The sequence below is a fragment of the Agrobacterium sp. H141 genome, assembly GCF_057158725.1.
The window spans coordinates 1,385,130-1,401,051 of record NZ_CM169893.1 but is presented as its reverse complement, the minus strand read 5'-3'; the positions used below and the strand labels follow the sequence as shown (position 1 = coordinate 1,401,051).

Annotated in this window: 18 protein-coding genes and 1 pseudogene; 4 read left to right on the top strand and 15 right to left on the bottom strand. The window is 57.7% G+C overall.

Going from position 1 to position 15,922, the window contains the following annotated elements; translation table 11 throughout:
- Positions 1–51: 51 nt before the first annotated feature.
- The 9 genes and pseudogenes from ACWPM9_RS06390 to ACWPM9_RS06350 all read right to left on the bottom strand — a co-directional run bounded on the left by ACWPM9_RS06390 (position 52) and on the right by ACWPM9_RS06350 (position 5,025).
- Positions 52–213 carry a hypothetical protein gene (locus tag ACWPM9_RS06390; RefSeq protein WP_484757133.1) on the bottom strand — a complete coding sequence of 54 codons (162 nt, stop codon included), beginning with the start codon at positions 211–213 and terminating at the stop codon, positions 52–54.
- A gap of 86 nt (positions 214–299) precedes the next feature.
- Entirely contained in the window at positions 300–545 is a 246-nt protein-coding gene (locus ACWPM9_RS06385; RefSeq protein ID WP_484757132.1) for a hypothetical protein, read from the bottom strand.
- Positions 542–841, bottom strand: a complete 300-nt coding sequence (locus tag ACWPM9_RS06380; RefSeq protein WP_484757131.1) for a DUF6074 family protein — start codon at positions 839–841, stop codon at positions 542–544. Before ACWPM9_RS06380 ends, ACWPM9_RS06385 begins: the two co-directional genes overlap by 4 nt.
- Positions 831–1,391 carry a hypothetical protein gene (locus tag ACWPM9_RS06375; protein ID WP_484757130.1) on the bottom strand — a complete coding sequence of 187 codons (561 nt, stop codon included), beginning with the start codon at positions 1,389–1,391 and terminating at the stop codon, positions 831–833. The genes ACWPM9_RS06380 and ACWPM9_RS06375 overlap by 11 nt, the downstream gene beginning before the upstream one ends.
- Before the next feature lie 447 nt (positions 1,392–1,838).
- Entirely contained in the window at positions 1,839–2,048 is a 210-nt protein-coding gene (locus ACWPM9_RS06370; protein WP_484757129.1) for a helix-turn-helix transcriptional regulator, read from the bottom strand.
- A 69-nt stretch (positions 2,049–2,117) separates the two neighbouring features.
- Positions 2,118–2,690, bottom strand: a complete 573-nt coding sequence (locus ACWPM9_RS06365) for a hypothetical protein (RefSeq protein WP_484757128.1) — start codon at positions 2,688–2,690, stop codon at positions 2,118–2,120.
- The gene (locus ACWPM9_RS06360; RefSeq protein ID WP_484757606.1) at positions 2,687–3,613 is read right to left on the bottom strand and encodes a tyrosine-type recombinase/integrase; all 927 of its coding nucleotides are present in this window, start codon (positions 3,611–3,613) and stop codon (positions 2,687–2,689) included. Before ACWPM9_RS06360 ends, ACWPM9_RS06365 begins: the two co-directional genes overlap by 4 nt.
- 78 nt (positions 3,614–3,691) lie before the next feature.
- A pseudogene (locus ACWPM9_RS06355) lies at positions 3,692–3,898 on the bottom strand (Arm DNA-binding domain-containing protein); the annotation flags it as partial.
- Positions 3,899–4,119: 221 nt separating this feature from the next.
- Entirely contained in the window at positions 4,120–5,025 is a 906-nt protein-coding gene (locus ACWPM9_RS06350; RefSeq protein ID WP_484757127.1) for a LysR family transcriptional regulator, read from the bottom strand.
- A 100-nt stretch (positions 5,026–5,125) separates the two neighbouring features.
- Here ACWPM9_RS06350 and ACWPM9_RS06345 point away from each other — a divergent pair, with 100 nt between their 5' ends.
- Complete coding sequence (locus ACWPM9_RS06345) at positions 5,126–6,289, top strand: MFS transporter (protein ID WP_484757126.1); 1,164 nt, start codon at positions 5,126–5,128, stop codon at positions 6,287–6,289.
- 12 nt (positions 6,290–6,301) lie between these two features.
- Positions 6,302–7,339 (top strand): aldo/keto reductase, encoded by a 1,038-nt coding sequence (locus ACWPM9_RS06340; protein WP_484757125.1) that lies wholly within the window; start codon positions 6,302–6,304, stop codon positions 7,337–7,339.
- Between the two features lie 165 nt (positions 7,340–7,504).
- Here the strand turns inward: ACWPM9_RS06340 and ACWPM9_RS06335 are convergent, their stop codons facing one another.
- Positions 7,505–8,428: a LysR family transcriptional regulator gene (locus ACWPM9_RS06335; RefSeq protein ID WP_484757124.1), complete on the bottom strand. Its 924-nt coding sequence runs from the start codon at positions 8,426–8,428 to the stop codon at positions 7,505–7,507.
- Between the two features lie 92 nt (positions 8,429–8,520).
- Here ACWPM9_RS06335 and ACWPM9_RS06330 point away from each other — a divergent pair, with 92 nt between their 5' ends.
- The gene (locus tag ACWPM9_RS06330; protein WP_484757123.1) at positions 8,521–9,531 is read left to right on the top strand and encodes a DAPG hydrolase family protein; all 1,011 of its coding nucleotides are present in this window, start codon (positions 8,521–8,523) and stop codon (positions 9,529–9,531) included.
- 209 nt (positions 9,532–9,740) lie between these two features.
- Here the strand turns inward: ACWPM9_RS06330 and ACWPM9_RS06325 are convergent, their stop codons facing one another.
- From ACWPM9_RS06325 to ACWPM9_RS06315, 3 genes are all read right to left on the bottom strand, one after another.
- Positions 9,741–10,202: a hypothetical protein gene (locus ACWPM9_RS06325; RefSeq protein ID WP_428188858.1), complete on the bottom strand. Its 462-nt coding sequence runs from the start codon at positions 10,200–10,202 to the stop codon at positions 9,741–9,743.
- Between the two features lie 137 nt (positions 10,203–10,339).
- Positions 10,340–11,098, bottom strand: coding sequence for a hypothetical protein (locus ACWPM9_RS06320; protein ID WP_484757122.1), 759 nt, complete (start codon positions 11,096–11,098; stop codon positions 10,340–10,342).
- Between the two features lie 100 nt (positions 11,099–11,198).
- Positions 11,199–11,672, bottom strand: coding sequence for a hypothetical protein (locus ACWPM9_RS06315; protein ID WP_484757121.1), 474 nt, complete (start codon positions 11,670–11,672; stop codon positions 11,199–11,201).
- A gap of 220 nt (positions 11,673–11,892) precedes the next feature.
- Here ACWPM9_RS06315 and ACWPM9_RS06310 point away from each other — a divergent pair, with 220 nt between their 5' ends.
- Positions 11,893–12,660: an autoinducer binding domain-containing protein gene (locus ACWPM9_RS06310; RefSeq protein WP_484757120.1), complete on the top strand. Its 768-nt coding sequence runs from the start codon at positions 11,893–11,895 to the stop codon at positions 12,658–12,660.
- A gap of 802 nt (positions 12,661–13,462) precedes the next feature.
- On the opposite strand, the gene ACWPM9_RS06305 is transcribed toward ACWPM9_RS06310, so the two are convergent.
- Together ACWPM9_RS06305 and ACWPM9_RS06300 are read right to left on the bottom strand one after the other, a co-directional pair.
- Positions 13,463–14,017 carry an RNase H family protein gene (locus tag ACWPM9_RS06305; RefSeq protein WP_484757119.1) on the bottom strand — a complete coding sequence of 185 codons (555 nt, stop codon included), beginning with the start codon at positions 14,015–14,017 and terminating at the stop codon, positions 13,463–13,465.
- A gap of 179 nt (positions 14,018–14,196) precedes the next feature.
- Entirely contained in the window at positions 14,197–15,837 is a 1,641-nt protein-coding gene (locus ACWPM9_RS06300; RefSeq protein WP_428188864.1) for a radical SAM protein, read from the bottom strand.
- Between the last annotated feature and the right edge of the window lie 85 nt (positions 15,838–15,922).

Below are 15,922 nucleotides of genomic sequence, written 5' to 3'. Positions count from 1 at the left end.
CAATCATTGCGCTGCCGCGTCCCCGCGGACGGCCCCCTCACCCAGGAGAACCTATCCCGGGGGCGTATGCGCTTCCCCCGTCAGATCAAGTGGAACAAGACCGAGCGCATCGGCGACCATTCTCGCCCCGTCCAAGGCCTCAGCATAGGTCGAGCATGCGCCGATGAAGTCGCCATCCCACAGTCCACCGCGGAAGTTGATCGCAAATGGCATTCCTGCGCTGCCCCCTTCCACAAACGGGTATGCGGAAGTGGGGGGCTTCCAAATGATCACAACAGGTTCGGAGATATCTACATCGATCAATGAAGCCTCCCCTCGCCCTGCTCACACAGAAGCAGCGCAATCCATTCCTGCAGATAGCTAAGCACGGCTTCTGCCTGCTCTGGAGTGTCACAGTTGGCGAATGGTGCAATCCTTTCCCCTTGCCGGCCCATTACGACCCATCGCTCCCGCAGCTGTTCAAGCTGGATGATAAAAGCCTCACAATCGATTACAGCGGTTTCGTGGGTAATGCTCGCCATGCGGACATAGAATTCGGCTTTCATGCTGCACCGCCTTTCCGCACAGTTCGTCTCATGCGAGTGACTTCATTTTCGACAGCTAGAAAGAATTGCTCCAATTCGGCTTGTATCGTCTCCTCAGCCAGACCAAGTCGGTCCATCTGTTTGCGCACACTAGCGGTGACCTGTTTCAGGTAGAGATTTGAGGCTTCGCGGTCCTGGGACTTGGTGAGCAATATCGAGGCGGTGCGCCGAATTTTACCTGTCCGCCGAGACATTGGGAAGATGAGAAGTTCGGACGGATGCTGCAAGTTGAACAGACGAAGGTCATCACGCTGCATCAGAAGCACTCCCCATGGTATATCTATATGTGTCCGCTGTACGGGACTGTGAAATGGTCAAATCGGGCTTCACAGTCCGCTCTGTGGGACTGTCGTGGGCCTTTTCAGTTGCTTTTTTGTATGTGGTGTCCCGTGGGTGGGACTGTGTGTCCGCTGGACGGGACTGTTGTTTTTCTTCCGGCACCCACCTCATAAAGGTTTTGGTCGGCAATTCGCCTGTTACGTCACATGGGTATTCCGTAAGACGCCACTCCGTGACGGCGCGGTTTTTCACGTGGAAGGCACTCGGCTTCGTTTTGCAGATGAAGCCGACCTTCTCCAGCTTGTCCAGCGCACGGTCCGCTGTGGTGCGCCCCATTCCAAGCTCATCAGCCAGTTCTCGGCATCCAAGCCCAATCCTACCGTTGTTCAATCCGTTGTAGCGCCATTTCACCTCCAGATAGGCATTTCGTTCGACCGGGGACAGTTCTTTCCATGCCTTGCTGCGCTTCACATAGGCATCGAGCATTATGAATTTCTGCCTGCCCTTGCGCTTGTATTTACTGCTCATCACGACCTCCTGTGGGTGAGAGCGTAAAAGTCTCTTTCAATCGCTTCGAGGATGTCAGAAGGAACGCCTAGGCTTAAGAGCCGATCGTGCCAGAAACTTTGCAGCGCCCCTTCGACACTGATGGGGGTAGACCATTGGTTACGCCCTTCAGGCCAATTCACATAGACCTCAATGGTAGGGTTGAGAGCGCGAGTAGCCATATCGACGGTCAACTCGTAACTGTATGTAGTCCGCGAATCCGTTTTCACTGTGCTTTGACTTTTCATCCGAATGCCCTCCGCACCAACCGGAACCGTTGAGCCAGGCCAATCGCCTCGCACGTCTCAACTGAAGTCAGCCCAAATCTTTCGCGGATAGCAGGAACAGGAAAGCGGACGTGCTCCGGTTGGTCCGCCAACCACATGGCGGCCTCCTCGACCGCTGCACTGTGTTCGTGATCGAGGCCGGTCATCGGGCGACCCCACTGCAGCGGTCGGCAATGCGAGCTTTAATCCACTCGATCACTTCCGCTCGAACAAACGCAACGCGCTTTTCGCCGAGCGACACGGCTTGTGGAAATCGGCCTTCCGACCGATAGCGATTGACGGCCGTGCGGCTCAAGCTAGTTAGCTCGCAAGCGTCGTTCAGAGAAATTAGCTTTGGAGAGTTGTCGTTCATTTGTCACCTCGTCTTTGTCGAACAAGGCGACCATCGCGGAAACGGCCAATTCTTCCTATGAAGCGACCATTAGCTTTTCAGGCGGTTCGCTGCATAGTTCATTTCGGCGCGGATAATTTCGATTTCTGCAAGTCGCAATTCGTCCTGGAGGTGCTTAACTGCCGTAATGGCTTGTCGAATACCAAGAGGCTCACCAGCCGCTTTACAAACTGGTCCGATGGCTGAACGGAAGAAAGCCGCCACTTGAGTGTCAGCATCACTCAGGACAACGGAATCGACAAATCCTGAGAAAACGCCGAAAGCGTCGTGGATGAAGTGTAGGCGTGCTCGCCTGTGCCTTTTTGGGCTTTCTGCCAAATACAGCTCAAATTTCCATCGTTCGACCTCGCTCGCAATCCTCCTCCGATGTTGTTCGTCTGACCGACCGTTGAGCAGAGTACCAACTAGTTCCAACGCTTCCAGTTTTTTACGAACACCATCCGCCGTGGTCATGCGCACGCGGGTGATATAGCGACATGCAAATGCCTCAAGAGCGGCCAAAATCTCAGCGTCCGTCGCCTCGTTTGTTCCAAAACAGATCGCGCCTGGCAGAGAGGTGAGGATCGCGCCTCTCTGCACTGTGTCATAGGCGAAGATCCTCATGACACGCGCTCAAGACGCAATACGCCATCAGGTGCGCCCCCGACGTATGCCGCCCATGCGTCCATCAATTGGCGACGCTTTTCAAGCGCGTCACCTCGCCGATACGCTCTCTCGACGCTATCGCCGACGGCATGTGCCAGCGCAGCTTCTGCTACCTCGCGCTGAAAGTTGGTAGCTTCGGCGACCCAGTCCCGAAATGTACTTCGGAAACCGTGGACTGTGTACTCGCTGCCTCCTGCCGACTTCAACGCCTTTGCTAGGCTCATATCTGACAAGGCGCTATTCTGTTTCGCGCCTGGGAAAACAAGTCGATCAGTGGCACGTTCGCGCATGGTTTCGAGAATCGTCACCGCACGATCACATAGGGGAACACGATGCTCACGGTCGGACTTCATCCGCATAGCTGGAATAATCCAGACCTTCGCGGTGAGGTCGATTTCCTCCCACGTAGCCCCCCTCGCCTCGCCTGATCGCGCGGCAGTTAGAATTGTGAACTCCAGTGCCCTCGCACCAACGCCTCCAACCGCACCAAGCTTCTCGAAGAAGTCAGCGACATCGCTGAAAGGCATCGCGGCATGGTGTCCTCGCACCAATTTCTTCGGCGGTGGCAGGATCTGGTCTAAGTGGCCTTTCCATTCAGCGGGATTGTCACCAGAGCGTAAACCTCGCGCCTTAGCATGGTCGAGAACGAGCTTCACACATTCCCGTATATTGCCGGCCGTCTCCGGCTTATCTGCCCACATCGGACGGATAGCCTTTAGCACGTCTTCGGTAGAAACGGCCGCAATCGGCACCTTGCGAATATCCTTCGCGTGAACTTTGGCGAAGCGTAGCCATTTAGCCAGGGTCTTGTCCGACTTCCATTTCGATTTCATGGCGGCAATGTACTCGTCTGCAGTTTGCCCGAACGATGCTACCTTCACCGCCGCTTTCCGTTCGGAAAGCTCCGTCTTTGGGTCTCCTCCTGCGCCAATAATCTCACGGCACTCCTGCGCCTTCGATCGCGCCGCGGCTAGCGATACATGACCCGCCCCCGAACCGTATGGGCCGAGCCCAATCTCGCGGCGGTTGCCATATCGGCGCCAAACGAAGATCCAAGACCGGCTGCCAGACGCCTGAACACGGAGGTAAAGCCCGTCACCGTCGCCGTGGACACCCGGTTTCAAAGTGCTCTTGATCTTGGAATCCGTGAGTTTGTGCCGCGCCACCGTTCATAACCTTTTTCATAACCTATGGTGTTTCCAATATGGTCAACCACTGCGACCATTTCGGCATGAAAGTTATGAAAATCAATGGGGGAGTATCAATAAAGTCAACAGTTTCAGATAATTGACGCCTGTCGGGTGCGCCATTTCTCCTAAATAAGTTCTGGCGAACTGATTTCCGCCGATTGCCCGATATTCCCGCTTTTACGCTGTAGCCACCGGCTTCAGGAAATCCGACCGCGCTCCGCGAGAAAATCAAGCAGCGCCCGCACTCGCGAAGGGAGTGGGCCGCCCTGACCGATATGGATCGCGTGGAAGGCTTCGCGGTCGCCGGGGTTCAGAGGCTCAAGTACCGGCACAAGGCGGCCAGCGGTGATGTCGTCGCGCACCGTGAAAGCGGCAAGGCGCGCAAGACCCGCGCCACCGCGCGCGAGCCGCCGCAGACCTTCCCCATCACTCGCCTGAACCCTTCCCATGGTCGGCACGACGACGACGTCGCCGTTCTTTTTCATCGGCCAGCCATCGACGGTGCGGAGATAGCCGAAACCAAGGCGATTGTGTCGGTCGAGGTCCTCGACCGTTTCCGGCGTGCCGAAACGAGCAAGGTAAGCGGGGCTACCCACCACCACCATCGCCGTATCGCCGAGCTTGCGCGCGACGAGGCTCGAACTCTTCAGCGGCCCAGCGCGAACCGCTACATCGGTTCTCTCCGCCATGAGATCGACGACCAGATCGGTCTGCACGAGGTCGAGGGTGACGCCCGGATAACGGTCCAGAAACTCCGGCAGGATCGGCGCGAGCACGTGCGTGGCATAAGACGCGCTGGTGTTGAGGCGGATGCGCCCCACCGGCTGTTCTCCGGCGCCCGCGCTTCGCTCGGCGTCCGCAATGTCGGCCAGGATGCGTGTCGCGCGTTCGTAGAACGCGCAACCTTCTGGCGTGAGTTGGAAGGCGCGCGTCGAGCGGTTGACCAGGCGGGCGCCGAGCCGAGCCTCCATCCGGGCGACGAGCTTGCTGACAGCGGAAGGCGTTATCCGGCACGCCCGCGCGGCGGCCGAGAACCCGCCGCGTTCCACGACGCAGACGAAGACTTCCATTTCTCCGGAGCGGTTGATCTCGGATCGCGACATTGGTCTTTCAATTCATAAATGATGTTCCAATCGGCACACTATATCATGTGACCTTTGCCGTCTATCTCTTGTCCCGAAACTCAATCGTGCGGGACAGATCATGCCGTTGGCTCTTTACGCCCTGACGGCCGGAGCCTTCGGCATCGGCGTCACAGAATTCGTCATCATGGGATTGCTGCTTGATGTCAGCGCCGATTTCGGCGTGTCGATCGCGGCGGCAGGCCTCTTGATTTCAGGCTATGCGCTCGGCGTCGTCGTGGGTGCGCCGGTGCTGACGGTGTTGACCGACCGCTGGCCTCGCAAGACCGTGTTGCTCGGCCTGATGGTGATCTTCATCGCCGGTAACGCCGCCTGCGCGCAGACCCCGAGCTATGGCTTCCTCATGGCCGCACGGGTGCTGACCGCACTGGCGCACGGCACCTTCTTCGGCGTCGGATCGGTGGTAGCGACCGGTCTCGTCCCAGCCGATCGCAAGGCGTCGGCGATTGCCGTGATGTTCACCGGGCTGACGGTTGCCACCATCCTCGGCGTGCCGCTCGGCACATGGATCGGCCAGTATTTCGGCTGGCGCGCAACTTTCGCGGCCGTCACACTGGTCGGGCTTGTGGCTTTCGCGGTTATCGCGATGCTCGTCCCGACAGATCGCGAGACGCCCGCAGCCGGGGACTGGCGTTCCGACCTCGCCGCCATTCTCCGAGCGCCCGTGATGCTCGGTCTGGCCACGACCGTGCTCGGTTATGCCGGTGTCTTCGGGGTGTTCACCTACATCGCGCCGATGCTGACGCAAATCAGCGGCTTCAGCGAGGCGGCGGTGTCCCCGATCCTGCTGGTATTCGGTGGCGGTCTCGTCATCGGCAACCTGATCGGTGGCAAGCTTGCGGATCGTAACCTTCTCGCCACCATCTTCGGCACGCTTGTCGCGCTCGCCGCTGTGCTGGCGGCGATGGCGATCGGGCTTCATTCTCCCTTGTCGGCGGTGGTCCTCGCCGGTCTCCTGGGCGCGGCCGGTTTCGCGACCGTAGCGCCGCTCCAGATGTGGGTGCTGTCCAAGGTGGAAGGGACCGGACAGAGCCTGGCATCCTCCTTCAACATCGCCGCTTTCAATCTCGGCAACGCCATCGGGGCGTGGGCGGGTGGCGTGGTGATCGACCACGGCCCCGGACTGGCCTTCGTGCCGCTCGCATCAGCCCTGTTTCCCGTGGCGGCAATGACCGTCGCGGTTCTTGCGGTCGCGACAGACCGCCGCTCTCTCACCACCATCTGAAAGGAATATTCCATGAATTATCGCTCTCTCGGCCATTCCGGCCTCAAGGTGCCCGTCTTGAGCTTCGGCGCGGGCACATTCGGCGGCACGGGGCCGCTGTTCGGCGCCTGGGGCAACACCGATGTCGAAGAAGCGCGCCGCCTCATCGCCATCTGCCTCGAAGCGGGCGTCACGCTGTTCGACACGGCCGATGTCTATTCCAATGGCGCTTCCGAAGAGGTGCTCGGGGCTGCCCTCAAAGGGCGGCGCGATCGCGTGCTGATCTCCACCAAGACCGGCCTGCCCATGGGCGACGGACCCAATGAGGCCGGTTCGTCACGCTTCCGCCTGATCCGGGCTGTCGAGGATGCATTGCGGCGGCTTGGCACCGAATATATCGACCTCCTGCAACTGCACGCCTTCGACGCCGCGACCCCGGTGGAGGAGGTGCTGTCCACGCTCAACACGCTGGTGCGTGACGGCAAGGTCCGCTATGTCGGCGTCTCCAATTTTTCCGGCTGGCAGATCATGAAGGCGCTTGGTGTTGCCGATCGCCACGGCTGGCCGCGCTATGTCGCTAATCAAGTCTATTACTCACTGATTGGCCGCGACTACGAATGGGATCTGATGCCGCTCAGCGCGGATCAGGGCCTCGGCGCGTTGGTCTGGTCGCCGCTCGGCTGGGGTCGTCTCACGGGAAAGATCAGGCGTGGTGCGCCTCTGCCCGAAGGAAGCCGTCTTCATGAGACGGCAAGCTACGGGCCGCCGGTGGAGGACGAGCATCTGTTCCGTGTCATCGATGCCTTGGAGGATGTGGCGGCGGAAGTTGGTAAGACAGTGCCGCAAGTGGCGCTTAATTGGCTAACCGAGCGGCCGACCGTGTCCTCCGTCATCATTGGCGCGCGGAACGAGGCGCAGCTTCGCCAGAACCTCGGCGCGATCGGTTGGAAACTCTCATCCGAGCAGATCGCCAAGCTGGATCAAAGCAGCGCCGTCAACGCGCCATACCCGCATTTTCCCTATCGTCGTCAGGAGGGTTTCGCGCGGCTCGATCCGCCGGTCGCGGGATAGCAATCGCGGCGAGGCCCCACACAGTAGTCCTCCTCGGCCTAAGGGGATGCTATAGCATAGACCTAGTTCTCGTCTTCGCCCGGCGCGGCGCGCCATCGCTTTTGTCCAGCGCCGCTATATCGCCACCATTTTCGCGGAAAGCGGGAAAATCGTGGAAGCGGTGGCCTATAGTTTCCTCCCGCGCAGACATCTGAGCCCTTCGACGACGAGATCGCGCAAGAAGCGGTGTGCAGGGGCTTTGTCGCTGGCCGCATGCCACATCAGCATCAGCTTTGCTGGCGCAAGGCGGATTTCTTCCGGAAGCGGCCTGACGGACAGGCCGAAATGCTCGGCGAAACGTTCCGCCACCTGGGTGTGGACGGCGGCGATCATCGGCGCCTGGGAAACGATAGAAGGCACCGTCAGCAGATGGGGCGTTCGCAGAGCGATATGCGGCCACACGTCCAGACGTCCCAACGCGTCGAGGATCGCGTCTCCGTCCGCTCCCTCGACCACCACCATCGGATGACGCCTGTAGTCATCAAGCGTCATCGCTTCACCGATGGCGACCAGGCTGGCATTGAAAACCGTATGATACCCTTCGTGATAGATCACGCGCTGCTTGTGGTAGCTTCTTCCCCCGGCGAAGGTGCCGATGGCGAGATCGAAGACGCCCATCTCCAGACCGTCGGCGACATCGACACCGTCTATGGGGATCAACTTGAGCGTGACGCCGGGCGCCTTTTCAAGCAAGAAGGCTGAGACCGCGGGAATGAGGATTGCTTCGGCGCTGTCGGTCACACCAAGCCGAAAGGACATTTGCGCTGTTGAAGGCTCAAATGGCATTTGCTCCGCAAACAGCATGCGTATCTTCCGCATGGTCGCGCGAAGTTCGACTTCGAGACTGACGGCTTTTTCCGTCGGCACCATGCCGCCCGCGCTTCGCACCAGCAATTCGTCCCCCAGCAAGCGCCGAAGGCGCGCCAAATTGTGACTCATGGCGGGCTGACCGAGAGAAAGACGCCGCGCCGCGCGCGATACATTCTTTTCCTCCAGGAGGGCCTCCATCGAGATCAGCAGGTTGAGGTCGATGTTTGCGATATCAGTCATGTCGATTTTAGCCATTAACCAGATCAATTTGATTAATGATGAGCATGGCGTAGTTTCAGGGTCAAGCATCGAATTTCGCCAAGGAGCTCGTCATGACCCATACGCTGTCCCGCCGCACCCTTCTCAAAAGCGCCCCAGCCGCAATCGTCGGCACCACGTCTGCCGCTATCCTGTCCCATTCTGACCTGGCGCAGGCGGCCTCCGCTGCCGAACCCGCAGCGCATCGCGACGCCTACGGGGAGTGGAGCGCGCTTACTTACCTCTCTCTGGAATGCCAGAAGCAACGCACCGCCAATGAGCAGGCCGTGGGCGCCACCCCGTATGCGCCCTATCTCGACACGGATCTCTCGGTCCCCTCGGCGTCGGCGAAAGCCCTCCAGTTCGGCCCGCTCGACCCCGGCGAGGTGCCGACGCCGAGCGCGCAGAACCTCAACCGCCTGATCGACCCGTCCTTCAAGACGAAAGACAACGGCTATGCGGTGCTGGATGGCCAGATGGCCTATGCGCAAAGCCGCATCGTCATGCCCGGCGTCACCACCGAGATGTTCAAGTGGTGGTTTACCTGGCATCCGGTCGAAAAAGAGCGCTACATGCTCTGGTTTCCGCAGGCGCATATCGACACCAGTGTCGCCGACCCGTCCCGCCTGAAAGATACGTCGCTGAGCTATGAGAAGCGGCTCTTCAACAATCCCAATCGTATCCAGGAATGGATTGGCCCGAGCCGTCTCGACGCCATCATCCATTTCTCCGAACCGGCAACGCTCGGCTTCGACGCTCAGGCCCTGGCGCGAGAAGGCTTCACCGCCAGCGCCAGTGCCGTGTGCTATGCAACGCCGGCACCCGATATCCCGTTCACGCTGATGGTCCATATTGCCCGCGATACAAGTGCCGGCATGGAACTCTTCAGCCGATACTGGATCGGAGCCCATGCGGACATGGCGCGCTTCGCCAATGCGGAAAAGGCTCCGGCAATGCTGCAAAAGATTGGCTTCAACGAACAGGTTGCGGTATCAACGGCCTATGAAATGTCGGTTCACGACATGACCGAGTTCAACCATCTCGCGCGCATCCTGCCCGGCATTCATCACGCATTCGGGTCATGAGGGGCGGGAGCCAAAGTCGGCCATAAGCGCTCTGATCAAAAGAGGGCCATATCGTAGACACAGCTCTCGTCTTCACCCGGCACGGGGCGCCATTTCGCTTTTAGACGTACCGGAGACCTAGGTCACATCGCGTACCCAAGACATGGGTGACAATGTCGTGCCGAACGGGGTGTCGATGGTTTGCAAACAGCCGATCATGGCAGAACACATCAATTTCCATTGCACCAGGTTTTCGGAAGCACTTCGGACCAGGTTTCGCAATAGGGGTGACCGTAGAACGGCACATCCGTCGCGCTGACGACAAAGGCAGCGACGGTCCACTGATTCCGTTTGCGCTCCAGCAGGCTGTAGGTGCTTGGCTCTCTCTCGGGATCGTAGCCATATTTGCGGGCATCGGGCGTCGATGCCATGTCGATTTCCTTGCCGCCGGGCCTTTGCGCCACCAGCAAAGCATACGCCCGATCGCCAAAAACCGTGAGGTCGTGTACCACGAATTCAACGGGTGCTCCGAAGGTTTCGACGGCGGGAATGCGCACCGCATCCAGGATCTGCGTGCGTTCCTTCGAGCCGCGTTCGGGCTCATAGGCCGATTGCGCCTGCACCGATGCCGCCAAAAGCCCAACACCGGCGGCAACAAGGGCAATCCTGTTGACAATACCGACACAGCGCATTTCGGATATCTTCCTCCTCAACCAATTCTGACTATGCATCTTTCACCCTAGGAATGATCGACGGATCGGCATGCGCGGATCGGCATACCGAAGCCGTGAAAAACAAACGATGATGTGGCAAGCCAGGCTTTGCCTGCTCACTGCTGAATGGATAGCAGCAGTTGCATCACGAATTCCCTGTCCTGATCGAGCGTGCGCGTGCCGTAAAAGACCTTTTTCACGAGAGTGGCGTCATTTTGCAGTTCGGCCTCCATCACCTTGCCGTTTCCCTTTCCTTTAGCCGTAGAGCCCTTCAAGAGGCGGTTCTTGCCGCCAACCGGGTCAATGACCCGTATCATTCCATTGACGAACACATCACCCTTCGTACCGGCCAGCCAGAAGATCACCCCGCGGGAGACGAATTCGGTTCCCTTTTTCGGCGGAATTTCGGCGTGATAGACATAGGCGACATCGAGCCCTGCAATCTTGGTTTCCTCGACCGCGCTGAAGTTCAGGTAGGTCGCCTTTTCCACCGCCATGTCGCGAAGGATGCCGACGAAAGACTTGACGAATTTCTGCAGGCGTTTGCCCTTTCGCTGCTCACCGTCTTTGTCGATGCTCGCATGGCAGTTTACGTAACCCTTGATTTGCGGATTGAAAAAAAACGCATCGAACGGTCGTGGATTGAGCTTCGTGTCAGAGCCGAAATCGTAGAAATATTCGGTATATCCTTTTTTCGTCTTCTCCTTCGGCTCAAATTTCCAGGTCGAATCCAAAGCCATGGAAAACCCGCACGCGGGCATGGAAACAGGCTTGGGGTCATAGGGCAGCAGATTGGGATCGTAGAGTTCTGCGGCCTCGGCTGAAAGACGCCCGATGGCAAGAAGAAGAAACGCCGAAAACAAAAATCTAAGCATCGTCTATGCCCTTCTAAAATTTCAAACTGCAAGCAGCATTACGGCAAGGCAAATATCGCCATACGGACATTTACTGTCTGCGCGCTGCAGCGGAGGAATATTACTTTGAAAGCGAAATCCACTGCCGCTTGTTGGTGATGCTCAGCAAGATCATCTGCTTTCCCTTGATGAAGGGCATAAAGTTCCCTTGTCCGCCGCCGCCTTTGAGGGAAACCAGTATCGGGGAGTTCGGTTCGTTCTTGTTGCTCAGGAAACCGTAGCTGGTAAAGGCTCCGCTCGATTTACCGGAACCGTAGGTGATCTTGTTGCCTGAACCGAAGGTAATGGTGCCTTTCACTCCCTTGTAGGTCGAGAATTTCCAGGTGCCGGAAATCGGCACATTATTCTGCTTGTGCGTCGGCACGCGCCAGCCAGCCGACTTTCCAGCTGCCGCTGCCCGCATAAGACCCGGGAGACCGCCCTTGAAGCCCGGAACGGCAGCGATCAGCGCGCGCTCGCCCGCCGCATATCCCGAACTAACCGCTGCGAGTGCGGTGAAGGCCACCACCACCAGGGAAATTAGGTTCTTCCGCATTTCAAACTCCTATCCTTTCTTCGACGACCGTCAAAATCTCCCACGCACCGCAACATTCGTGTTTACGATGGCCAGATTTGATGGTGAGATGCATGTTGTGAATGAGTATCAGCGCCAGTATTTCGGCCTGCCGGTTTCAAGAACCACAGACCATTAAGTCTCGGGAAACACTAGCAGCCGTCAAACGAAGAAAAAACCTGACAACGTTGAGAGGGGAAGCATGACAAAGCTGCAATCCGCCGCCGAAGCCATTCTCAATGCGCAAGCGCAGGAAGAAGCATTTGGCGTATATTGCGATTTCGTCGGCCATTACGGCTACGACAAGGCAGTCTTCTCCCTGATGACAGATCACCCCTCCATCGGCGAAAAAGCGCTGCACGGATTTCTGACAGTCTATCCCGATGACTGGATGAAATATTACCGGCAGTACGACTGCCACGAAGTCGATCCCGTTTTTCAACTCATCATCAGCAGGCCGGGCGCGTTCTTTTGGGCACAGGCGATCTCGAAATTGAGTGAGACGCCACGCTTTCAGGGACGGATACGCGGCGAGTGGCAAAGGCTGTTACAGGAAGCCGCGGATGCAGGCGTGTCTGATGGCATCAGCGTATCCATCGTCAATGCATCGGGCGAAATTGCCGGGTTCGGGATTTCGCGCGCGCAGCCCGACGACGAGCATAACATCAAAAGTCTCGCGGATATTTTTCTCTTGTCCTCGGTCTTCCACGATAAATATCTGGGCTTTTATGAAACAGGCGCAGCTCCGCATTTGACCGAACGGGAAAGGGACGTCTTGAGCTGGTCCGCATCAGGAAAGACAGACTGGGAGATTTCCGAAATAATCGGGATTTCAAGAACGACCGTGCGGTTTCACTGGAACAACATCTTCCAGAAAATGGGCACAAACAACAAAATGGCGGCGACCGTTAATGCCGTCCGGCGCAAGCTCATCATCCCCGATACGCTCCAATCCATCATGACCGAATAACGTTCAGCGACAAAACACAGGCAGCAGCAAAGCCATGGCGAGACACTCGGCCGCACTATTGCCCAGCGAAATCCTTAGGATTTCACGCCTCTGACTGCCGAACTTGGCGGCGGCGAAAGCTATTTTGGATAGTCTGTGCAGCTTCGCTGTTCTGCGGCTGGATGCTTCACGCCATCTGTTCAGGCTCAACGTCGTCTCCTCGGATCAGGAAAAACCGACCCTTGACGCCTTTCGGCCCCGCTCCAGATCCCACCATTGGGGTTTGGAAGGATGCGGAGGTCGGGCGCGTGCCTGCTCCAGGGAATAAGGGCGATGATGCGGCTTTCGTGTCGTGGCAGCGAGGTGGGGCGCGCCCGTTTGGTCTTGGCTGTGAATTCAACGTGATGGCGTCATCCGCTCGGGTTCTCGCGCACCAAACCCGCCCCTATCGGTCATGGCCCGTTGGCGTCGATCCCTCATGCACAGACCAGGTCCGAGGTGTTTTGCCCCTGCGCCCTCAATATCGCACTGACCGGAGCGGACAGACTGCATGTCGTCCGCCGATCAGTGTGATCCAAGCGGCCCCGCACCCTGCCTGCCGCGCCCGCATATCGACCCCGCGACCCCGCAAGCGCCGAAAGCAAGGCTTGGCTGACCAACCCATGTCTTATGTCAGGACAAGGAGGGCTATCAGCAAAAAACTGGGCACAGAATGACCAGGCCCGGACGTTCGAGGATTGTTGAATGACTGTTCGTCGACGGCAAGCCAATGGGCTGCATTTTCGCCGATGCTGGGGGGGCGATAAGGCCGATGTCGTGAAGTTTATAAACGCCGTGGATGATCGTGACGAGGGCGAGAAGCGCCGTTGCATCCCAGACCTTGTGTCAGCGCCGCCCGCGCCGCTTCGTCAGCAAGGTCGTTGCCGACGATACCTGTATGCCCTTTGCATAATCGAATTGTGATCTGCGGATTGCTGTCGAGTGCGCCATCGAGCTCTTGCCAGAGGGCAAGGTCTGGAATCGCACGGCGTCTCTGATGGGAATTCGCCCTCACCCGCTTCCAGCCATTGCGGCGCCATATGAACCTCCACCGGCTCGATCCTTCGACGACATGGGCCGAGTCTGTCCAGATGGTTGCGGGCGCCGATGGCGCTTCTGCCACGAGCCAGGAAAGGGCTTTCACCATGGACAAGACTTCAAACGTGTTGTTGGAGGGGCCGCTCGACGCACCTGCAGCCTTATGGACCTGACGGTCACCATCCATGACCACGAAGGCCCATCCTCCAGACAGGGAGGCGGCATCGAAGGATCCGTCGGCATAGACTTGCAAGGCTTCTATCATTGCAGACAGCATATCACCGACATGAACTGCCGCCATAAATATCGAAAATACAAGTGTGAGCTATTACCGGAAGCTTGGTCCTGGCGGCCACCACGGGCGCGCCAGCCACGCCTCGCCAGCTTATCTTCGAAAAACGCAGACCACCCCGAAATTCGCCCCGGCTCGACGACTAAGCAAGATAGACTGCACTTCGCACATCGACATTATGCGAAAAACTAGGCGCTAACATGCGCGAAATTGTCAACCGGCAGGCATGCCCCAGGATGCTTGCCCAACACCGCCGACCGCATGAAGTCATCGAATGCGTCATCAAAGACTATGCCGAAGTGATCAAAATAGCCGGCCCATACAGGATCGCTGCTGCTGATGCGAGATGCTTCGGACCAATGAAATTCGGCCCCATCCCTCTGCCCAAGATTGGCCTTGGCAATCGCCAGGCAATAATGGCCGAAAGCATGGTTCTGATAGGTCCGGGTGATGTACTGGAAATAGCTGTCGGCGGCGGCGTAATCGCCAGTCTGCAAACGGTATGCGTTGACGAAATTCACATCCAGATTCATCAGATAAGCGGCTTCCGATATATATTCGGCGGTGAATTCCTTCGTATTGATCACATTCTCGCCAAAGAGAAAGCCGGATACGAGGAATTCCGCATTGGGATCGATATAGCCCTCCGTGAGGCACTGCTCATAGAGCAGGGACCCTTTGATCGGGCTGGCAACGGAGATGCTGCACAAATCGATACCCCATTCGATGATCTTGTCGCGCGTCGTCTGGCGATGCACATCGGTCTCTCCCGGAAGCCCCACCACAATAAACGCGATAACCCAGATATTGTATTTGCGCAGCGCATCGATGACGGGCTGCACATGGGCAATTTTCATCGGCTTGTTGACGAGATTTCGAATGACCCATTCGTCGCCGGATTCCACCGCGATACGCACCGAGCGCACACCTGCCGCATACATCAGCGCCACCAGTTCCTCGTCCATATAGGTCGGGGAAAGGCCGTTCGGCAGTTCAATCCTCAGGTTGAAGGGCGCGAGGCGTCGGAAAATCTCCTTTGCCCGGTCTCTGGCGAGCAAAAGCATGTCATCATAAAAGATCAGGCAATTGGCACCGTACAAGTCGACGATATTCGCCACATGCGCAATCAGTTCGTCCACACCCGCATAACGCATGGAGCGATCATTCTCGCCGGAATGCCAGCAGAATGAGCATTTGAATGGACAGCCCCGTGAGGTGACGATCGGAAAGGCACGCAAGTCATCCAGGTATCGGCTATCGAGCGGATTGAACGAGACCTTGCGATCATATTGAAAAACGTCGATCAGCGAATAGTCGATGTCGATGACATGATCGAGATTGTTCAGCAGTCTTTTCTGCGGTCCGGTCTTGCTGGAGATATCCTTGCGCGACACCCACGAAGGATGCTCCTCGACTGCGGTAAAGAGATCCTCGGACATCAACAGGTCGTGGAACGGTATCTCCCCTTCCGAGAAGCAGACGGCATCGAGCTCCGGCTGGTTCTGCAAGATTTTTTTGGCGATGGGAGAAACGGCTGGGCCTCCGCAAACAACCAGGGTTGATGGAGATACCCGCTTTGTCAGTTCTATGATGGGAGCAATAGAAAAATACGCGTTGTCGAACATGACCGATATGCCGAGTATATCAGGCCGAAATTCGTGCAGCTTTGCCGTCAAAATTCTCTCGACATCAGGGAGTTTGTCCTGGCTTACCGCCAGATCCAGAATATCGAAATCAGCCAGCCCGTCATTGTGCTTGATGATCGACAGGACACCGTAGGGGTAGTCCTGGATATTGCCGGCGTTGCCCTCTGATCGCAGATGGGTCACGACAACAAAAAGCACCTTTCGGCGAGGGAGCTCAGAAGCTCCGCTCAAAGCCCCATGGATGTCATGTTGAAAACTTGGTCCCGAC